Source organism: Psychrobacter immobilis (assembly GCF_904846235.1).
In the GTDB taxonomy this organism is placed as follows: Bacteria; Pseudomonadota; Gammaproteobacteria; order Pseudomonadales; family Moraxellaceae; genus Psychrobacter; species Psychrobacter immobilis_C.
On record NZ_CAJGZN010000002.1, the window covers coordinates 256651 to 276213 of the forward strand.

Annotated in this window: 18 protein-coding genes; 8 read left to right on the plus strand and 10 right to left on the minus strand. The window is 43.3% G+C overall.

What is annotated here, in order from left to right:
• Positions 1-69: 69 nt before the first annotated feature.
• Entirely contained in the window at positions 70-753 is a 684-nt protein-coding gene (locus tag JMX07_RS02340; RefSeq protein WP_057761780.1) for a TIGR00730 family Rossman fold protein, read from the minus strand.
• Positions 754-1176: 423 nt separating this feature from the next.
• Between JMX07_RS02340 and JMX07_RS02345 the strand changes: the two genes are divergently transcribed.
• Entirely contained in the window at positions 1177-2022 is an 846-nt protein-coding gene (locus JMX07_RS02345; protein ID WP_227684590.1) for an alpha/beta fold hydrolase, read from the plus strand.
• Between the two features lie 48 nt (positions 2023-2070).
• Here JMX07_RS02345 and JMX07_RS02350 read toward each other — a convergent pair whose 3' ends face one another.
• Entirely contained in the window at positions 2071-2793 is a 723-nt protein-coding gene (locus JMX07_RS02350) for a putative quorum-sensing-regulated virulence factor (RefSeq protein ID WP_179799479.1), read from the minus strand.
• 197 nt (positions 2794-2990) lie between these two features.
• Between JMX07_RS02350 and JMX07_RS02355 the strand changes: the two genes are divergently transcribed.
• A complete protein-coding gene (locus JMX07_RS02355) occupies positions 2991-3581 on the plus strand; it encodes a M23 family metallopeptidase (RefSeq protein WP_201606042.1) in 591 nt (196 codons plus the stop codon).
• 107 nt (positions 3582-3688) lie between these two features.
• Here the strand turns inward: JMX07_RS02355 and phoR are convergent, their stop codons facing one another.
• The 3 genes from phoR to dtd all read right to left on the minus strand — a co-directional run bounded on the left by phoR (position 3689) and on the right by dtd (position 6108).
• Complete coding sequence (phoR, locus tag JMX07_RS02360; protein WP_165597213.1) at positions 3689-4780, minus strand: phosphate regulon sensor histidine kinase PhoR; 1092 nt, start codon at positions 4778-4780, stop codon at positions 3689-3691.
• A 58-nt stretch (positions 4781-4838) separates the two neighbouring features.
• A complete protein-coding gene (gene phoB, locus JMX07_RS02365; RefSeq protein WP_057761786.1) occupies positions 4839-5543 on the minus strand; it encodes a phosphate regulon transcriptional regulator PhoB in 705 nt (234 codons plus the stop codon).
• 112 nt (positions 5544-5655) lie between these two features.
• Positions 5656-6108, minus strand: coding sequence for a D-aminoacyl-tRNA deacylase (gene dtd / locus JMX07_RS02370; protein WP_201606045.1), 453 nt, complete (start codon positions 6106-6108; stop codon positions 5656-5658).
• Positions 6109-6382: 274 nt separating this feature from the next.
• Between dtd and asd the strand changes: the two genes are divergently transcribed.
• On the plus strand, positions 6383-7219 hold the full coding sequence (gene asd, locus JMX07_RS02375) for an archaetidylserine decarboxylase (protein ID WP_201606047.1): 837 nt from the start codon (positions 6383-6385) through the stop codon (positions 7217-7219).
• A 94-nt stretch (positions 7220-7313) separates the two neighbouring features.
• On the opposite strand, the gene JMX07_RS02380 is transcribed toward asd, so the two are convergent.
• The 4 genes from JMX07_RS02380 to fadB form a co-directional block, all read right to left on the minus strand.
• Positions 7314-7943 (minus strand): HD domain-containing protein, encoded by a 630-nt coding sequence (locus tag JMX07_RS02380; RefSeq protein WP_201606049.1) that lies wholly within the window; start codon positions 7941-7943, stop codon positions 7314-7316.
• 234 nt (positions 7944-8177) lie between these two features.
• Positions 8178-8753 carry an isochorismatase family protein gene (locus JMX07_RS02385; RefSeq protein ID WP_201606057.1) on the minus strand — a complete coding sequence of 192 codons (576 nt, stop codon included), beginning with the start codon at positions 8751-8753 and terminating at the stop codon, positions 8178-8180.
• Positions 8754-9038: 285 nt separating this feature from the next.
• Positions 9039-10211: an acetyl-CoA C-acyltransferase FadA gene (gene fadA / locus JMX07_RS02390; RefSeq protein ID WP_201606067.1), complete on the minus strand. Its 1173-nt coding sequence runs from the start codon at positions 10209-10211 to the stop codon at positions 9039-9041.
• Positions 10212-10441: 230 nt separating this feature from the next.
• Positions 10442-12601: a fatty acid oxidation complex subunit alpha FadB gene (fadB, locus tag JMX07_RS02395; protein WP_201606073.1), complete on the minus strand. Its 2160-nt coding sequence runs from the start codon at positions 12599-12601 to the stop codon at positions 10442-10444.
• An 866-nt stretch (positions 12602-13467) separates the two neighbouring features.
• Here fadB and JMX07_RS02400 point away from each other — a divergent pair.
• From JMX07_RS02400 to JMX07_RS02415, 4 genes are all read left to right on the plus strand, one after another.
• Positions 13468-14514: a polyprenyl synthetase family protein gene (locus JMX07_RS02400; RefSeq protein ID WP_201606074.1), complete on the plus strand. Its 1047-nt coding sequence runs from the start codon at positions 13468-13470 to the stop codon at positions 14512-14514.
• Positions 14515-14585: 71 nt separating this feature from the next.
• A complete protein-coding gene (locus JMX07_RS02405; RefSeq protein WP_201606075.1) occupies positions 14586-15404 on the plus strand; it encodes a DUF72 domain-containing protein in 819 nt (272 codons plus the stop codon).
• Positions 15405-15432: 28 nt separating this feature from the next.
• Positions 15433-16329: a hypothetical protein gene (locus tag JMX07_RS02410; RefSeq protein ID WP_201606076.1), complete on the plus strand. Its 897-nt coding sequence runs from the start codon at positions 15433-15435 to the stop codon at positions 16327-16329.
• A 312-nt stretch (positions 16330-16641) separates the two neighbouring features.
• Positions 16642-17382, plus strand: coding sequence for an SDR family oxidoreductase (locus JMX07_RS02415; protein WP_201606077.1), 741 nt, complete (start codon positions 16642-16644; stop codon positions 17380-17382).
• Positions 17383-17518: 136 nt separating this feature from the next.
• On the opposite strand, the gene JMX07_RS02420 is transcribed toward JMX07_RS02415, so the two are convergent.
• Positions 17519-18148: a superoxide dismutase gene (locus JMX07_RS02420; protein WP_101205324.1), complete on the minus strand. Its 630-nt coding sequence runs from the start codon at positions 18146-18148 to the stop codon at positions 17519-17521.
• 545 nt (positions 18149-18693) lie between these two features.
• Between JMX07_RS02420 and rdgB the strand changes: the two genes are divergently transcribed.
• Complete coding sequence (gene rdgB, locus JMX07_RS02425; RefSeq protein ID WP_201606086.1) at positions 18694-19347, plus strand: RdgB/HAM1 family non-canonical purine NTP pyrophosphatase; 654 nt, start codon at positions 18694-18696, stop codon at positions 19345-19347.
• The last annotated feature ends 216 nt before the right edge of the window (positions 19348-19563 follow it).

The following is a 19563-nucleotide window of genomic DNA, read 5'->3' on the forward strand; positions in this document are numbered from 1 at the left end:
GTTATCTGCTCCTTTTTTGCAATAACTTTTAATATTTAAGCATTTGCTGTGTATGAATAGCTATACGGCTTAACTATTACTACCAGCCATCTTCTCCGTATCCACAGCATCATCTATGGTCACTACTGTCTGTAGCATATCAATCGCTTCGCTGATGGTATTACACACTACTAGACGATCTAAATCTTCCTGCTTCATAAAGCCTTGCTCAGTGGTATATTTCAAATGCTCAATCATACGGTCATAAAAACCATTGATGTTTAGAATAATCATTGGTTTTTCGTGCTGGTACAATTGACGCCACGTGGCGATTTCCATAATCTCTTCTAATGTTCCTAGCCCGCCCGGTAGCGTGATAAAGGCATCGGCATACTCTGCCATGACGGTCTTACGCGTGTGCATAGTGTCAGTCAAATGCAAGCGAGTCAGCTGCTCATGAGCGATTTCGTGCTTGAGCATAAAGGTTGGAATCACGCCCACTGCTTGCGCGCCGCCATTGATTACTTCATCCGCAACTGCGCCCATCAGACCGATACTAGCGCCACCATACACTAGCCCCATGCCATTATTTGCCAAAGCACTGCCAAGCTCGCGTGCCGCCTGTTCATACACGTCGCCATTGCCCAAGCGTGAACCGCAATACACAGCCACGAGCGGCATTGATAGGGCAGACTTGTCGACTGCTTTTTCAATATTTGTAATGTCTTTGCTTGTGATTACGTCATAAGTATCATCGTTAATTTTCATTTGCATATAGCTTCCTTAATTACCTGTCAGTTTTTATTGAGTGCTTGTTATTAGTGAGGGCTGCATACCGACACCTATCATTTATATTGTCATGCACATGATTCATAAGACAAACTCAACCAAGCTATACGAAACTTGGAAGTCATATTTGAGCAACTGTCTTGCCAGTATTTATCTTAACATAAGCAATGCTACCACATAGTCACAACGATTTATCACTACGCAACGACTACACTTTCAAGATGCGCATTTATTGTTCATCATAGTTCGATATTCATTATCTACTAATAAAAATACTAAGGTATACCCATGGATAATCACAACACCTCTCCTACTGCCGAGCTATCAAGCTCTGTGGTTAATAGCAATCTCACTAGTAAAAGCAATACGAATGACGCGAGCAATATTGATACTTACTCATTAAGCATCATGACCGATCGCAACCAAGCATTGGCAGCCACGGTCTATCGCCCTAAAGATGCAACAAAAAAAGCCGTCATGATGGCACCTGCCACAGGTATTAAGCGTCACTTTTATCATAATTTTGCGACCTACCTAGCAGAAAGCGGCTTTGGAGTGCTGACCTTTGATAATGAAGGAATCGGTGAGTCACTATCGACCGAACTGGCAAAATGTAGCGCTTCCTTGATCAGTTGGGGTCGCCATGACATGCCAGCTGTACTTGATGCTTTACAAGATGAGTTTCCTGATGCCTCTTATCACCTCATCGGTCATAGCGCGGGTGGTCAGCTCATTGGCCTGATGCCCAACTATCAGGCGATTGGCTCAGTGTTCAATGTCGCTTGCTCGTCAGGGCGTATCAAAAATATGGGCATGCCCTATAAACTCAAAGCCATGGGTTTTATGGATGCGTTTATTCCATTCACTAATTTAACACTGGGCTATACGCCGTCAGATAAAATCGGTATGGGTGAGCCGCTGCCACGCGGCGTGGCTCGTCAATGGCGTGAATGGTGCAATGGCGCGGGCTATATCAAAACCGCATTTGGCAAAAGCATACACACGCATTTCTATGATGAGCTCAGCATGCCGGCATTGTGGCTTGGCTTTAGCGATGACGATATCGCCAACAGTGAAAACATGGACGATATGATAAGGGTATTTACAAAGATGCCCGTAGAAAAGCGTTTCTTGGACCCTGAGGATTTTGGTCTAAATCATATCGGTCATATGCGCTATTTTAGCAGTAAGACCAATATCAAAGCGCCGCAGCTATGGCAGATGGCGGTGACATGGTTGCACGACCAACCATAATTTTATCGTCACGTAGCCCCTTATATATTGGCTACGTAATAACTTAGATTACTTTTTTGCGTTTTCTGCCTCTTCCATTTGTAAGCGTTTAGTCAGTGCCGAATACAGCGACGGCTGCATATTATGAATATTGCCTATCATCCATTTAACATAGCTGATAGGCACATCTTTGATAGGTTTGCCTTTATGCTTACCAAACGGCATTTTGCTCACAGGGGTCGCTTTATTAGAGATAGCATGTGCCGCTGCAAAGTCTGTCGGCGCAATCTCTAGACGCTCGCAGCATGCCTGATACAGCAAATAGCACATTCGAGCATCGCCAAGCGCGTCATGAGCGGCAATCGTCATTGCACTCGCTTCACCCTTGCCCAATAACTGCTCGATACACTTAGACTGACCGTAAGCGCGCCATTCTGGAAAAGCTACCCGCGCAAGTCTCACTGTACAAATCAGCTTAGCAGAAGGACTGCCAATCACTCGCCAATCAAAACGTACGTTATGACCAATCAAGTACTCTGGTAATTCAAACTGCTCCAACTCAAAGCGCTCAAGTCCAGCCACATCATCATCGGTAATACCATGCACCTTTATGACAATGGGTGAGATAGATCGACCACTGTTAAAGTATTTCATCCATTCAAAGCCAGTTGCTACATTGATAGTAGCAACTTGGATAGGTCTAGGATCACTGCCCTGATCTGTTTCAGTATCGATAACCAGCGCTGTTTCGCGCGTGGCAGAAATATCAGTAGGCTTAAAAGCATCATTCATAAAGTATTAACCATCAGTAGCAACTGTCTATGCTCAGCAGAAATGTTAAGTAGATAAAACTATATTTGCTGTCTATATTCTTAACCATAAGAATATCTATGGGGGTAAAAACGATAGATAACAATGCGATACATACGTTGTTAGACGAAGCTTTTATAATCAAAACTCAAATGACATCAAATATATATGAGACATCAATGCTAGCAGATGGAAATAACCAGCCTCCCAGACCTTCTTTTTTTAGTCGTTTAATAAGCCTATTGATTAAGGCTATCGTATTGCTAGCACTGTTATTTGTCTTTGATAAGCTACTACCCAGTATCAGTCAACAGACGCAGTCATTTGTGGTTGCCAAATGGCAGCAATTAAGTCTATTGCAACAAGAACTGCCGACCGAAAACAGCTTACCCAGTCCACTACCAGAACGAAACCTGACAGACACTTGGGGTGCAGCACGTAGTCAAGGCCGCTCCCACGAAGGCATCGACATCTTTGCGCCGCGCAATACTCCCGTACAGTCGACCACGCAAGGCGTAGTAAGCAAGGTTGGTGAGAACACATTGGGTGGACGCGTGGTTGTGGTGGTAGGGCCTGGTGGCGCAGGACATTACTACGCTCATCTAGAAGACTATGCTGACATCTCTCCCAATGATTGGGTCAATCAGGGCGACGTGATAGGTTATGTGGGTGATAGCGGTAATGCAAAAGGAACACCGACACATGTACACTATGGTATCTATATTAATGGCAGTGCGGTCAACCCTTATCCGCTTTTGCAAAAGAATTAACGGATACAGAAAAGTATGTCGTTAACCTAATTTGAAATAGCACTGAGCTGATATTAGTTAAAAAACTTAAGCCGAGAAACGCACGCTAATACAGACCAGAAATCATATTAATTGGCTGTGACGGATCTGACGTAGTTTGAGGGGAATACCACACTAAATGTCGACCCTTCCCCTTCTACTGAATCGATTTGCAACTGCGCTTCGTGCTGGTGCAATACGTGTTTTACAATCGCTAGTCCCAACCCTGTACCACCTGTTGCACGGCTGCGACCTTTGTCGATACGATAGAAACGCTCTGTCAAACGGGCGATATGCTCTGACGCAATACCGATCCCATCATCTTCGACCGCAAAACGGCAGCCATCAGACGTCCTTGTCCAGCTGATAGTGATATTACCACCCTTTGGCGTATATTTGATTGCATTGATTACCAAATTGGATAGCGCACTATTCAAGTACATCTCTGATCCGTACAGCCCATCATACGTATCTATATGCAAATGAATGATGTGTTTGTATGCTTGGTTGTAGGCCTGTGCATCGTCGTAGATATTGGTCAGTAGCTTAGTCATATCTATGTAGTGCAGCTCGTGTGACTCTTCGATTTCAATCTTAGACAGTAGCAGTAAGTCGTTTACAATTCTGTTCATACGGGCTGTTTGCTGCGTCATCAGCTCAAAACCGCGACGCCATTGCGGCGGCATATCTGGCTGATCGGAGAAATTCTCCAGATAGCCCATCATTACAGTCAATGGTGTTCTAAGCTCATGCGAGACATTCGCTACAAAATCCTGACGCATTTGCTCTAAGTGCCGCAGGCGGGTCACATCATATACAAACAGCAATTTTTCATCACCGAAAGGGGTCAGTTCGCACTTTAAGTAGCGACTAGGATCTCGCCATGATTCTATATGGACGCCATCGTTAGGTATCGTTGTACCTTCATAATACTGGCGGAACTCAGGTACAGTAATAAAGTCAAAGATGTTCTGACCTTTATCTTCTGGCTGTAGCAGCAATAAGTCTTGTGCCGCCTGATTCCACCATTCTAGACCGTCATTATTGTTGAGCAAAATCACTGCATCGCGCAAGGCTCGTAGTGCACTGCCGATTTTTTTGAGTTGCTCCGCTGTACTTTGAGTAGATATTTGCTCTAATAGAGCTGATTGCTCACTTTGTACTGGCGCTATCTTGTCCATTTTTTATCCTTACCACTATCCGCGGCCTTTATATCGCTGCGGCATTATTTGTACAAGATTAACTTGGCTCAATCAGGCTAGAAAATCGGTAGCCTGTTCCACGTACCGTCTGTATCAATGTATCACAGTCATAAGGTCGCAGTAATTTACGTAGACGTTTGATATGCACATCGATGGTTCGGTCTTCGATATATACATTGCCGCCCCATACCTGATCGAGTAGCTGCGTTCGTGTATAGGCGCGCTCAGGATGACTCATAAAAAATGCCAATAGGCGATACTCTGTGGGCCCAACATCAACAATTTTACCGGCAGCTGTCACACGCTGACTCTTAGTATCTAAACTTAACTGCCCAATTTCGATAGGTTTGTCGCTACTCATCGCGCTACTGCGGCGTAGTACGGCTTTGATTCTAGAAATCAGTTCACGAGTCGAAAAAGGCTTGGTCATATAATCATCTGCGCCTGCATCTAAACCATGAACTTTACTGTCTTCTTCACTTTTTGCCGTTAGCATAATGACTGGTATTTCAGAGAGTAGCTCGTCGTTTTTAAGCATACGACAAAAATCCACACCGCTCTTGTCACCCGGTAACATCCAATCTAATAGTATCAGTGATGGTCTATGATCGACCACCTGCTGATGCGCCTCTGATACGTCAGCCGCTTGCAAGCTATCAAACCCAGCCATCTCTAGCGTCATGACAACCATTTCACGAATCGCAGGCTCATCTTCAACAATCAAAATTTGCTCATTATACATAGGACATTCTCGGTGTTAGAGGACAAAATCTAGCATGTAAAAAGGCGATATATACTCACCAGTCTCTACCTATTAAACGGATTAATTATGACAGCTTGATGACACTCTAAAATCAGATTTCTAGTAAAAAATTGAGCGGCCCATCATTGACGCTCGACACTTGCATATCAGCACCAAACTGACCAGTTGCCACGTTCGGGTGCTTAGTTTTGGCATAATCGACCAGTTTTTCAAATAACGCTTGCGCCGCAGCAGGTGCCATCGCACCACCAAAGTCTGGTCGGCGACCTTTGTCTGTTTTTGCCATCAAGGTAAATTGCGAGACCAATAATAACCCACCAGCAACCTGCTGAACGTTTTTATCCAGTTTACCAAATTTGGCCGGATCATCGTCATTTTCAAAAATGCGATAGGTCAGTATTTTGTCAATCATACGCTGGGCAGCGGCAAAATCGTCTTCATGCCCTAAGCCAATATATGCCAATACTCCATGCCCAATCTCGCCAATACACTGCTGATCGACGACCACACTAGCCTGCTTCACCCGTTGTATGAGTGCTTTCATTTACTAATTCCTTAACAGATTATGGCCATACAATAATATGCTGTCCATGATAAAATACCGTCATTAACTTAACTATTATTAGGGCGTGTTTGATATTCACAAATAGGTACTACGGATCGCTAAAACTGTTCCAGACAAGGCGTAAAACGACGATAATGCTCATGCCTTATCTAGATTTACAACGTAGTATGGCGCAATTTTAGCCACTGTCAGTGCCATGGTCGAATTTCCAACACGTCACTATTACATTACACCTTATTTTGGTAGCCTTATTATGAATGTATTTACCACCTTACAACAGCTTGTGCCGCAGCAAAAGCTCAGTAAAGTCGCTGGACGTTTGGCCGCCAGTCGCCACCCTTATGTCAAACGCACCTTTATCCGTAGCTTTGCCAAAGCTTATAATATCAGCTTAGACGAGTACGAACGCCAAAGCCTTAACGCTTATGAAAGTTTTAATGACTTTTTTACCCGCGAGTTAAAAGAAGATGCTCGTACTATCGACGCCACGGCAAACGGTATCGTGAGCCCTGCGGACGGTATTATCTCTCAGCTAGGACAAATCGAAGACCATAAACTACTACAGGCAAAAGGTCGTCACTATGATGTCGGCCAACTACTTGCTGATAGTGAAGATGGCAGTTATTTCGCTGATGGTAGTTTTGCAACTATCTACTTAGCACCTAGCAATTATCACCGTGTGCATATGCCGTTTACTGGCACATTGACCAAGACTCGCTATGTACCTGGCACTCTGTTTTCGGTCAACAATACTACGGCGGCTAACGTGCCAGACTTGTTTGCGCGTAATGAGCGTCTGGTCTGTATGTTTGATACCAAATATGGCAAAGCAGCTGTTGTGATGGTTGGTGCTATGATCGTCGCTGGTATTGAAACCGTCGCCACTGGCAAGATTGCTCGTACTGACGATATACAGGAAGCGGATCACGATATGCAGTTTGCGGCAGGCGAAGAGCTTGGACGCTTTTATTTGGGCTCAACGGCTATCGTGGTATTGCCAAAAGCAGCAAAGGCTGACTGGCTAGATAGTATGCAAGCCAATAGCATCGTGCAAATGGGCCAATTGCTAGGAATGGCGAACGCTCAATAACACGCCTGTATAAGAGTACTGAAAATATCAGCCCAGTTAAGCGTGAATCATAAAGCTTAATTGGGCTTTTTTTATGCCTGTTATTTATGCAGATTTACGCATCAATCAGCCAGCCTTGCTGAGTTGCGTATGCAATATTATGTGAGAGCCAATCATGAATAGGAGGAAAGCTGTCTTCGATAAATGCATGCGCACCCGCCACCTGCGAGCGCGTAACACCAAGCTCAATCCATGTTTTACCATCGGTATTTAGATTGAGTAAAAACGGCAATAAGCGATCGACCACTCTGAGCAACTGACTCTCTTTGCTACTTCCTGTTTCCTGCGCTTCCCAAACTTCGCTTAAATCACTAATGCCATTGCCTCGCTCACATTGCAATCTGGCAATGCATGCACGCTCTTCGACGTGTGCATCAGTACGCGTATCAGCATATAAAAAAGTATCCCCCGCATCAATCTCACCCAAATCATGAACCAACGCCATCTTCAGCAATTTTTCATGATTGACGTCTAGTGCAAATAATTCAGCAATCGACCAACAGGCCATCGCTAAATGCCAAGAATGTTCGGCAGAGTTTTCTTTACGAGTAGTCTGTGTCACATAGCTGCGGCGACTCACGCGCTTGAGCGCATCTAACTCCAATAAGAAATGAGTGACATCGTCGATGTCGATATGTGAAGTAGATTTGGAATTAGTGAGTGATATAGAGCTGGCTTGCGACATTGATTTTCTCTGGTTTTCTCTAGTTATTGGTTTTAAATATTTATGAGTTCTGGCGATTTTAAGTTTCATTGTTCAAGGTATTATAGTTAGTTTGCTATCTAGCAATGGTTAAAAGACTATTACCGTTGTCAAAAAAATAGCGCTTATTTTACCAAGCGCTATCTATTATAAATTAGAAGATAAATGGTTAAATTGACATTTATCCAAGCCTTTAAGCACCTAGATATTAGCCACCTACTTGATCAAATTAATAATGGTTTTAAACGCAGTATCTTCGCTGCTACGGCACAGCTCAAATAAGATTGATTCTACAGTACTGATCACCCCCCCTGCACGGCGAATACGGCGAATTGCTTGCTTTTTGTCGTAAGGAAAACGAGAACCCACTGCATCCCCAATAATGACAGGCTGCATACCATTGTCCAATAAATCCAGTGCCGTCTGCATAATACAGACATGAGCTTCAGCACCAAAAAGCAGAACAGTACTACGGTTCTGCTGCGCTAGATGGTGCCATGAATCATTATTATCGCAGGCACTAAAGGTAACCTTTTCAAAGCTCTTGGCATTATCTCCTTCAAGTACGTCGCGCAGCTCTGGTAAGGTATCGCCCAAGCCTTTTTTATATTGTTCATTGAGCATGATTGGAATATTGAGCGCTTGCAGCCCTTTAATCAAGGTAACGGTTTTTTTGACGATATTTTCGTGGTCATAGATATGCGGCGTTAAGCGCTCTTGCACATCAACAATCATCGCTTGGGTATTCTCACGAGCGATTCGATAGGTGCGATCATTAATCATAGTAGACATAGTACACTCCTTGTACGGCTGACAGTTGCAACTAAAAACTATTTTAGAATTATCATAAACAGTGCCATGGTTCATCTTTCTCTTATTTAGTCATAGTTTCATGAATGCGTCAATGGAGATAATTTTTAATCGCCGTAATACTGTGTTTTTCGACTCTGTGATCTATTAGCTTACCAACTATTAATTTGACCCATAAAAAAACCTCTAGCCGTTATGACTAGAGGTTTTTCGTTAGCGAGTAGCTACTTATTAAGTGTTCAAATAATCTTGTTTATATAAATAAGATTAAACACGCTCAATAATAGTAGCGATACCTTGGCCAAGACCAATACACATTGTCGCTAGACCGATTTCAGTATCTGACTGCTCCATCGCGTTTAGCAATGTCACTGTGATACGAGCACCTGAACATCCTAGTGGATGACCTAGAGCAATGGCACCACCGTTGATGTTAACGATGTCTTGCTTGTCAGATAGGTTCAGACCTTTTAATACCGATAGACCTTGAGCAGCAAATGCTTCGTTTAGCTCGATGGTCTGCATGTCAGCAATGCTCATGCCAGCACGCTTCAATGCTTTTTGGGTAGCAGGTACAGGACCATAGCCCATGATAGCGGCATCACAACCAGCCACAGCCATACTACGGATACGGGCGCGTGGCTTTAGACCTAGATCTTTAGCTTTTTGTGCGCTCATGACTAGCATCGCTGACGCACCGTCAGATAATGCAGATGAGGTTGCCGCTGTTACTGTACCGTCTTTTGGATCAAACGCTGGACGTAGCTTTTGCATTTGCTCCATCGTTGCATCTGGACGAATCACTTCATCAACCGTACATAGTTGCAGACGACCAGCAGCATCATGACCTTCGATACCGATTATTTCGTTGTCAAAACGACCTTCAGTGGTTGCAGCCCATGCGCGGCGATGTGACTCAAGACCAAACGCGTCTTGCTCTTCGCGCGTGATATTGTTCATACGACCTAACATTTCAGCAGTCAAGCCCATCATGTTTGACGCTTTTGCATAATGCTTGGAAGCAGCAGGGTTCAAATCAACACCGTGCATCATGCCGACGTGACCCATGTGCTCAACACCACCGATGATGAATACATCACCTTGGTTGGTCATGATTTGAGCAGCGGCAGTATGTAGTGCCTGCATAGAAGAACCACATAGACGGTTAACTGTTTGGCCACCAGCAGTCTTTGGGATACCAGCTAGCAAACCGATGTTACGACCGATGTTCAAGCCTTGCTCTAGCGTCTGGTTTACACAACCCCAGATAATGTCTTCGATATCATTGGTATCAAAGTCATTACGTTCTACTAGCGCACGTACTAGTTCCGCTGACATGCTGTCAGCACGTACATGACGGAACATACCGTTTTTGGTTTTGCCCATTGCCGAGCGTACGCCATCTACGATGACCACATCTTTTGGACTTAAAATTGTCATACCATATTCCTTTTCAATTTTTATTGTCAGTGTAGTCAGCCCAATTTACGACTATTACCTTGTCAATCTCGCTCAAAGTACAATAGGTACATTTGTGCTTGATTTACTCGTACTAGCATTAAACCGAACCAACTATAATCGTACGTTCGCTATTGGAAACGATTCATGTCTCAATTGCTTTCATGCAAAATAGCAAACGTACTGCACTTCATCCTAGTAATGACTGACTATTACGCTGTTGCGTAAAAAGTCTCGCCTGCGGCTGCCATGTCGCGAATCTTTTGTGGCGCTTCATAAGCTTTGCCAAGATGTGCGTATTTTTCACATAGTGCCAAGTAGTTATCTAGACCCATTTGGTCAACATAACGGCATGGGCCACCACGGAATGGTGGGAAACCAACGCCCATAATCATCGCCATATCGGCTTCAGATGGCGTGCTGACGATATTGTCTTCTAGGCAACGTACAGTCTCATTACAGAAAGCCAGCATGGTGCGGTCGATAATCGCTTGATCATCAAAGGTCTGCTTTTCGCTATCAGTCGTGGCTTTTAGCAACTCGTAAGTGGCTTCATCAGCAACTTTCTTTGGCTTGCCGCGTTTGTCCATCTCATACTTATAGAAACCAATGCCGTTTTTCTGACCTAAGCGTTTGTTTTCGTATAAATGCTCGATAGCACCTTTATAATCAGGCTTCATGCGGTCAGGGAAACCTTCTGCCATCACTTCTGCGCCATGAACACCAGTATCCAAACCAACGACGTCGATTAGGTAAGCAGGACCCATCGGCCAGCCGAATTTTTCCATAACTTTATCGACATGAGCAAAGTCAGCACCTTGCTTCAGTAGCAAGTCAAAGGCACCAAAGTATGGGAACAATACACGATTTACCAAGAAACCTGGGCAGTCATTCACGACGACAGGCACTTTACCCATTTTAGAAGCAAGGGCAACCGTAGTCGCGATGGCTTCTTCAGATGATTTCTCACCGCGGATAACTTCTACCAATGGCATACGATGTACTGGGTTGAAGAAATGCATACCAACGAAGTTTTCTGGGCGCTCAAGTGCTTCCGCTAAGAAAGTAATAGAGATAGTCGACGTGTTTGATGCTAGGATACAATCGTCTTTTACTAGACCTTCTACTTCTTTAAGTACCGCGCGCTTCACGTTTGGATTTTCTACGACCGCTTCGATTACGATATCAGTCTCAGCAAAATCACCGTAGTTCAAAGTAGGACGGATACGGCTTAATGTTTCACCCATTTTTGCTGGGGTCATCTTGCCGCGTTCTACCATTTTGCCAAGCAATTTGCTCGCTTCACCCATACCAAGGTCTAATTGCTCAGACTTGATATCTTTCATAATGATTGGCAAGCCTTTGCTGGCTGCCTGATAAGCGATACCGCCACCCATGATGCCAGCACCTAGTACGGCGGCTTCACTGATGTCATGTGCTAATTTGCTATGCTGTTTCGCTAACTTTTTAACCAATTGATCGTTTAAGAACAAACCAACCAAGCTTTCTGCTTGTGGGGTTTTAGCCGCTTTAGCAAAACCAGCCGCTTCTACTTCGATTGCCTTGTCACGTGATAAATTAACGTGCTTTTCAATCGTTTCGATAGCGATTGCTGGTGCTGGGTATTGCTTAGGATTGGCTTTAGCGAAAATAGCACCTTTGGCACTGTTGAACGCCATCGCTTGCTCAAGCTGGTTTAGCTTAACTGGAGCCATTTTTTCTTCACGTTTTGCTTTCCAATCAAGCTCACCTGAGATACATTTTTTGACTAGGTCAATTGCTGCATCTTGCAAATCATCAGCAGGTACAGTCGCATCAACCAAGCCTAGCTTCAATGCTGCCAATGCTTTCTTTGGGCTACCAGTCGCGATCAGCTCAAGTGCGTTATCGATACCGATGATACGCGTACTACGAACCGTACCGCCAAAACCTGGGAAGATACCTAGCTGAGTTTCTGGTAAACCGATGATCGCTTTGTCACTCATGACACGGTATTCACAAACCAAAGTCATTTCACAACCGCCGCCCATTGCCGCGCCATTGATAGCCGCAACTTTCGGGAATGGCAGGTCTTCAAAACGATTGAAAGCGTCATTAACATGAACGACCCAATCTTTGATCTCGCTTTCTGATTTTTTGAAAGAACCGACGAATTCTGTGATATCAGCACCAGCGATAAACACGCCTTTGGCTGAAGTAACGATAAGACCTTTTACGTTGTCGGCTTTTTCTAACGCACTAACTGCTTCACCAAACTGTTTGTTGGTTTCGGCATCAAATTTGTTCACGCTCTCATTTTCGGCGTTGTACTGCATGTTGGCGATGCCATCCTCTAGCATTGTCACCGTGATGCGATTTCCTTGGTATACCATTTGAAACTCCTTTCTATATAACGAAAGCTACGTTTTGAATTAAAATAAATAGCCAGTTACTGTTAGTAAAATGGGTAATAGCACTGTGCGCTTGTCATGTTATAAAGACAAACATATAACCAGCTCACAAGTGAAGATGTCTTTATTATCCAGCGTTCATCATGATGCACGTATTTTGCGTCTCTTGCATGACATCATATGACGCTTCATTTATATACTGCTGTTGCAGGTACTGATGTTCAAAATATTGACTGAGACTTGGTCTAACACTCGGTATCGACGATTGAACATCCTGAGAAAAAACCCAGTAGGGTCACCATCAGACCATTTTCACGTCAATTAGTGTAGGGGATTATGCCCCTAACTGTCACAAGCTAATACCATACTCGCAAGTCACTCTTAAATCACTTGCAGGCATTTACCTTACGCTAAAAGTGTTTTAGTGAATAAATGTATACTGAATTGTTAATTTAGATTTATTTCGTGTTGTTGGCTTGATGCCTACCATCTTTGGAATGAAAGTCCGTTAGCGCTACTTAATAAATGCTACTTGGTCAGTGCTAGCTATTCAGTGTCAGCATTCAGTACCATTTGACTACGATAATAAGATTAACGTGTCAGCTTAGCTTGCTCTTTTATCAGAACATATTCAACCAGAGAGTGACATCATCCATCCGTAACAAAATCTTGTCGCTGTATTGCAGCTAAGATTGCACTGTTTTTGAATAAACTTCGGTAGAAAAATGCAAAAAACAATCAATTGACACCGTGTGTCACATAAGCGATATGACCTATCATGCTACACTAATAGCGTTTTTTCCTTATCCCTAATAAGTTTTACTGTATCCCTGATAAATGGTTGGATTATGACTGTTTCCCTTACTTCTAGTACTACCTCTACTGGCTTTATTCTTTCTGACTTTGTCTCTTTTCAAAGCACTGAGCAATTTCATGGTGCTGTGCGTGCGCAACTGGCGCAAGATATCGAGGTCTTGTTTGCTTATGCCAAGCTGCCTAGCCCGCTGGTAGATGCTTGCCGTTATGTAATGACTGGACAAGGTAAACTGGTACGCCCACTGATGGTTGCTAGCGCTTTTGCCAGTATCAATAGCAGTAATAATGAACATACAGACGAGAATAATAATGACATCGATACTCTCGATGCTGATCTGGACGCACTATTAGAAAACGACTCAGACTACGATATGTCGCGCCGTGCCGCATTAGCTGTAGAGCTGCTGCATACTTATTCGTTGGTGCATGATGACTTGCCATGTATGGATGATGATGAGCTGCGCCGTGGGCAGCCGACTGCTCATATTGTCTTCGATGAAGCAACGGCTCTACTGGCAGGAGACGTATTGCAGACGCTAGCCTTTGAAGTATTGACCGCGGAGATGCCAACCTTTGCGCCATTCGATGCAAATATCGCCAGTCAGCTTATGGCAATATTTGCGCCGCGTGCTAGACGCATGGTGTCAGGTCAAATGCTAGACCTCAATGCCGAAGCCAGTGCCAGTATCGCGCAGGATGATTTGGAAGCTATCCACCGTGACAAGACAGGGGCATTGATTGAAGCAGCGATGCTCATGGGCGGCGTCTGTGCTGGTGCAACGGCTCCGCAGCGCATGGCACTACAAGAGTGCGCGCAATATATCGGTCTCGCCTTTCAAGTTCAAGACGATGTGCTAGACGTCACCATGACGACTGATACGCTTGGTAAGCCTGCGGGTAGCGATGAAAAACTAGACAAATCTACCTATGTAAAACTAATGGGTGTCGATGACGCGACCAGCTATGCGCAATCACTGTTTAATGATGGGCGCGCAGCTATTATGCGTGAATTGAGCAGTAATACAGACAACGACGCGCTATTGGCATTGATTGAGTGGCTATGGTCGCGTAAGAAATAGCTTAGCGAATAGCCGCTGAATAAAAATAGCTCAGCAAACTTTATTACCCAAAACGGCAGTGAGTGGTCAACATGGACAGTTCCCCTACCCCGCGTATTTATCTTGGCACTGGTGGCTATAGCGATACCGATTTGCTCGGTACGCTTTATCCCACCAGCACCAAAAAAACCGATTTCTTACGTGAATACGCCAAACAATACGGCGCAGTCGAAATCAACAGCACATTTTATGCGCCCATCGGACAAAAAGCCTTTGCTGGGATGGTTGATAAAGCTTATGTACAGGCGGACAGTCAGTTGAAGTTCGCCGTCAAACTGCATCAAGACTTTACTCATGCACGCAAAGGCACTGCCGAGCACGCACAGGCATTTCTAAACGCCTTATCTCCACTTATCGAAGCAAATGCTTTAGCGCCATTATTACTCCAATTCCCACACGGCTTTGATCGTACTCGCGAGCATCGTCTCTATCTAGCAGAGCTTGTCAGTTGGTTTCAAGACTACCCACTCACCATTGAGTTTCGTCATAACGCTTGGCACACGCCGCAAGTGGTCGATAGTTTTGTACAGCAAAGTCTCATTTGGTGTAGCGTTGATTACCCAAAGGTCAGCGGATTACCACCGTCACGATTGATATTTACCGAACGCACTGGCTATCTGCGCATGCATGGCAATAACCTAAACTGGTGGGATGCGATGAGCGCAGCTGATCGTCATGATTATCGCTATAGCGAAGCTGAGATGCAAGACTGGGCGCAAGCGATTGCCAATCAACGTCAACATTTTGATACGCTCTATATTTTCTTTCAAAACACCGTCAATGCACATGCCTATTACAATATTGCGATGCTGAGAGAAGTGTTGGGTAAGTTTGGGTTTGAGGTTTTGTAGTTTTATATACTTTATTTTAGGAAAAAAAATGAATTCTATATTATTTGCACATCAACTATTAAAAGTATGGAATATTGAGTCTTGCAAATCTAATTTTTCTGAAATTCAACAGTTCAGAGCTTTAATGAGAAGTTTCAGCTCTTTAAAAAATAATTTTAAAGTTGAAGAGTTTCATGGTATGAAGCATCAAGTTATTTTTAACGGCCAAGGTAGTTGGGGACGTGCACCAGCAAGATGTGAAATTTCAGACTTATTAATTGTCTCATATAGCAAACATCCTACTTTCCAAGCACGAGCGACATTATTACAAGCAAAAAAGTCAAATGATAAACACTCAAACCTATGTAGCACTTCTTCTAATTTAATTCCTTCTATCGACTTCAAAGCCAACCTTGAACAATGGGATTTGTTATCTCGAAGACCAAATGTTCTTCCATATAAACCTTTTGATTGCAATCCTGATATTCTAAGTGGAGCAATATTACCTTCGATTGGTTCGCTAGGCGTATTCCATAAGATTTCTAATAAGAACTACGATTTTTTCTATATGTCAGCAGATGCTGCTGAACCATTAAGTTCTCCTAAACGTAAATATGCAAAACTAAAAACCAAGACTTTAAAATCTTCACGGAATATTAGTGGATATGTTGAATGTACATATGCATGCTGCTTGTTTACTTTTGCGAAGGCTTTATACAATTTAGAAATAGGAACCCCCATCGAACCGAAAAACACTGTAAGCATAGAAGACATCAACTACAGAAATATATTCAGAGGGTGGTTACGTACAGTACTGTACAGCCATCTAGAAGTCACAAATAATGAATCATCGTTAGCAAGTGATTTAATCAATCAGTTAGAATCAAGCTATGATGGCGAATTAATGTCAGAACCACCTTCATTATTACTAATAAATTGTGATTAATTCAAACTATTAAAATAACAACGCACATAAACCACATTAAATCTTCAAACCAAAAAAGGACACCTCACCGTGTCCTTTTTCTAATCCAAACCCTCAATAGCTAAAGAATACTTTTCAACGCTAACCTCTTAAACTCTATGCTTTACATCCGCATAGACACAATGGATAAGCTTATCCTAAAATAAATATACGTAACCGCTCTACTCATTGGCTTTGCACACTGGTAACGTCTATACCGTTAATTAAAAATCATTAGACAAAGTGCCATAATAGGCATGCTGATATTTATCCACCATAGTAGAGAGAATAATAATGACAACACTAAAAAATAAAGTCGCGATTGTAACCGGTTCATCAAAAGGTATCGGCGCGCAAATAGCCTTATCGCTCGCAAAATCAGGGGCTAAAACCGTCATTAATTATGCAAATGATGATGCAGCAGCCAATAATATCGTAAGCCAGATTAAATCAGCAGGTGGTGAAGCTATGGCTGTGCAAGCCGATGTCAGCAATGCCAAACAAGTCGAAGCAATGTTTGATGCCACTATCAGCGCGTTTGGTAAGCCAGATATTCTGGTCAATAGCGCAGGCATAATGATTAATAAACCTATTGCCGAGACCACCGACGAAGACTTTGACCGTATATTTGCTATTAATGTAAAAGGCACGTTCAATACATTGCGTGAAGCTGCGACTAAACTCAATGACGGTGGCCGCGTTGTAAATCTCTCAAGTACGACCACTCGCATGCTGTTACCTAGTTACGGCACCTACTGTGCGACCAAAGGTGCAGTCGATCAGCTGACCCGTATATTTGCCAAAGAAGTTGGCGCGCGTAACATCACGGTCAACGCAGTATCTCCCGGCCCTACTGACACTGAACTATTTCATCAAGGTAAAGCGGACGACACGGTAGAAAGCCTCGCTAGCATGTCACCGTTTAACCGTATCGGTGAACCAGTCGATATCGCCCGTGTGGTGGCATTTTTGGTGAGTGAAGAAGCAGCTTGGGTTACTGGACAAAATATCGGCGCAAACGGCGGTATCGCCTAATAGCGTAATGGCGATGCTCTATCAGAAATATGTTTTAATCAGATATCAAAATATAAAGCTACTATAGAAAGTTATCACAAAAAAAAGGACACCTCGCGGTGTCCTTTTTTTCAATCAAATACTTAGTCGTTAAAGATTACTCTTCAACGCCAGCATCTTGACCTTTATATTTTGCGTTTGCGTAGTCCCAGTTCACTAGCTTGTCTAGGAACGTATCAACATAGTCAGGACGACGGTTACGGTAATCTACATAGTACGCGTGTTCCCATACATCACAAGTCAATACCGCTACTTGGTCATGTGCAAGTGGGGTATCAGCATTAGCCGTTTTGGCGATTGACAATTTGCCACCGACTTTATCAGCAACTAGCCATGCCCAACCTGAACCAAACTGAGTCAATGCTGCGTTTTTGAACTCTTCGCGGAACTTGTCGTAGCTACCGAAATCTTCTTCGATTTTTGCTTTTAGATCGCCAGTAGGTTCGCCGCCGCCGTTCGTTGGCGTCATGCAGTTCCAATAGAACGTGTGGTTCCATACTTGAGCTGCTTGGTTGAACATACCTTGCTTGCTGTCATCTTTAGCAGTCGCTACGATGATTTCTGGCAATGTTTTGTCTTCTAGACCAGAACCTGGCAACATGTCTTTTAACTTGTTTACATAAGCAGCATGGTGCTTGTCATGATGATACTCTAACGTTTCGGCACTGATATGTGGCTCTAGTGCGTCTTTTGCATATGGTAGGTCTGGTAAAGTAATGTTTGACATAATTATTTTATCCTTGCTGTTTAGCCGTTAGTTTATAAAAACTTGCTTATAGAAGCTGAATTTTACGCTATTTTTACACCGCAAAAAACACTATAAAATAGCGGACTAAATTGGCTGAGTTTATTGTTTGAAATGAACTTTATCGCTTGATACACAGTACTGCTCAATACAATATCACGTATCATTATGAATCCAAAATCAACTTACTTATTGCTATTGTTCTTCGTCAAAAAGCCAAGTCTCTGACTTTATAGACTTTTATTAACTTAATATTCACAAGCCATAAGATATAATTCACTGTAGCTTGTCTCCTATTATAGCAATAGTAACCAATAATATCAGTTACCAAATGTTATAGCCCGTACAATCTACATAGCGATTGGTTATTTATTAAGCAGTAACCGCACTCCTTCCAAACTCATGCGTTATCATGATTAGTATAACTACTTCAATCGACAAACAATTTACCGATTAGCGCTACAGAAGATAAATAAAGCCTACTCGAATAATAGCTCTTCATTATCTTTATATTACGGAATAACTCTATGAGCACTACTGATACCTCGTTAACTGCTACCCATCCGACATCTAGCAACCAATGGGTACTGGCTAGCAACAATAAAGGCAAATTGGCTGAATTTAAACGGCTATTTGCCGAAGCGAACTTGGACGTGACGATTGTCCCGCAATGTCAGCTCGATATTGAAGACGCCATCGAGGATGGTTTAAGCTTTGTAGAAAACGCCATTATCAAAGCCCGTCATGCGAGCCGTATCAGTGGACTGCCTGCGATTGCTGATGATTCAGGACTGTGCGTGCCTGCACTAGGTAATGCGCCAGGTATCTACTCTGCTCGCTACGCTGGTGAGCACGGTAACGATAGTAAAAATAACGCCAAGCTCATCGCCGACTTGCAGCCTATCCGCGCAGCAGAGCCAGATGCTCCGATCAAAGGTATGTTTGTATGCGTATTGGCAATGGTGCGTCATGCCGATGACCCGTTACCGATTGTCGCCCAAGGATTATGGCATGGCGAGATTTCAGAGACAGCGCATGGTGATGGTGGCTTTGGTTATGATCCACTGTTTTGGTTACCTGATTTGCAAGCCAGTGCAGCGAGTCTGAGCGCTGCTAATAAAAACAGCATCAGTCATCGTGGTCAGGCAATCCAGCAGCTATTGGCGCAGCTACCTTTATAAGTACCTTATAGCTGTTCTATTTATAACTATCTACAAGTGCACTTGATACTCATAATACGTTTACAACCTTATCGCTGTTTTTTATCCGTTATCTTATTTATTGATTATGAACATGGTCAAATCTTTATATAAAATTAAGCCATACAAGAGCAAGCAACATAAGGAAACATGCCATCAAACAGATAATTTTTACTTTAATAAACAGATAGATTATAC

What these genes read in the sequence shown, in the direction of transcription:
- JMX07_RS02340 (WP_057761780.1), bottom strand. Translation starts at nt 753, where the DNA reads ATGCAAATGAAAATTAACGATGATACTTATGACGTAATCACAAGCAAA.
- JMX07_RS02345 (WP_227684590.1), top strand. Translation starts at nt 1,177, where the DNA reads ATGACCGATCGCAACCAAGCATTGGCAGCCACGGTCTATCGCCCTAAA.
- JMX07_RS02350 (WP_179799479.1), bottom strand. Translation starts at nt 2,793, where the DNA reads ATGAATGATGCTTTTAAGCCTACTGATATTTCTGCCACGCGCGAAACA.
- JMX07_RS02355 (WP_201606042.1), top strand. Translation starts at nt 2,991, where the DNA reads ATGCTAGCAGATGGAAATAACCAGCCTCCCAGACCTTCTTTTTTTAGT.
- phoR (WP_165597213.1), bottom strand. Translation starts at nt 4,780, where the DNA reads ATGGACAAGATAGCGCCAGTACAAAGTGAGCAATCAGCTCTATTAGAG.
- phoB (WP_057761786.1), bottom strand. Translation starts at nt 5,543, where the DNA reads ATGTATAATGAGCAAATTTTGATTGTTGAAGATGAGCCTGCGATTCGT.
- dtd (WP_201606045.1), bottom strand. Translation starts at nt 6,108, where the DNA reads ATGAAAGCACTCATACAACGGGTGAAGCAGGCTAGTGTGGTCGTCGAT.
- asd (WP_201606047.1), top strand. Translation starts at nt 6,383, where the DNA reads ATGAATGTATTTACCACCTTACAACAGCTTGTGCCGCAGCAAAAGCTC.
- JMX07_RS02380 (WP_201606049.1), bottom strand. Translation starts at nt 7,943, where the DNA reads ATGTCGCAAGCCAGCTCTATATCACTCACTAATTCCAAATCTACTTCA.
- JMX07_RS02385 (WP_201606057.1), bottom strand. Translation starts at nt 8,753, where the DNA reads ATGTCTACTATGATTAATGATCGCACCTATCGAATCGCTCGTGAGAAT.
- fadA (WP_201606067.1), bottom strand. Translation starts at nt 10,211, where the DNA reads ATGACAATTTTAAGTCCAAAAGATGTGGTCATCGTAGATGGCGTACGC.
- fadB (WP_201606073.1), bottom strand. Translation starts at nt 12,601, where the DNA reads ATGGTATACCAAGGAAATCGCATCACGGTGACAATGCTAGAGGATGGC.
- JMX07_RS02400 (WP_201606074.1), top strand. Translation starts at nt 13,468, where the DNA reads ATGACTGTTTCCCTTACTTCTAGTACTACCTCTACTGGCTTTATTCTT.
- JMX07_RS02405 (WP_201606075.1), top strand. Translation starts at nt 14,586, where the DNA reads ATGGACAGTTCCCCTACCCCGCGTATTTATCTTGGCACTGGTGGCTAT.
- JMX07_RS02410 (WP_201606076.1), top strand. Translation starts at nt 15,433, where the DNA reads ATGAATTCTATATTATTTGCACATCAACTATTAAAAGTATGGAATATT.
- JMX07_RS02415 (WP_201606077.1), top strand. Translation starts at nt 16,642, where the DNA reads ATGACAACACTAAAAAATAAAGTCGCGATTGTAACCGGTTCATCAAAA.
- JMX07_RS02420 (WP_101205324.1), bottom strand. Translation starts at nt 18,148, where the DNA reads ATGTCAAACATTACTTTACCAGACCTACCATATGCAAAAGACGCACTA.
- rdgB (WP_201606086.1), top strand. Translation starts at nt 18,694, where the DNA reads ATGAGCACTACTGATACCTCGTTAACTGCTACCCATCCGACATCTAGC.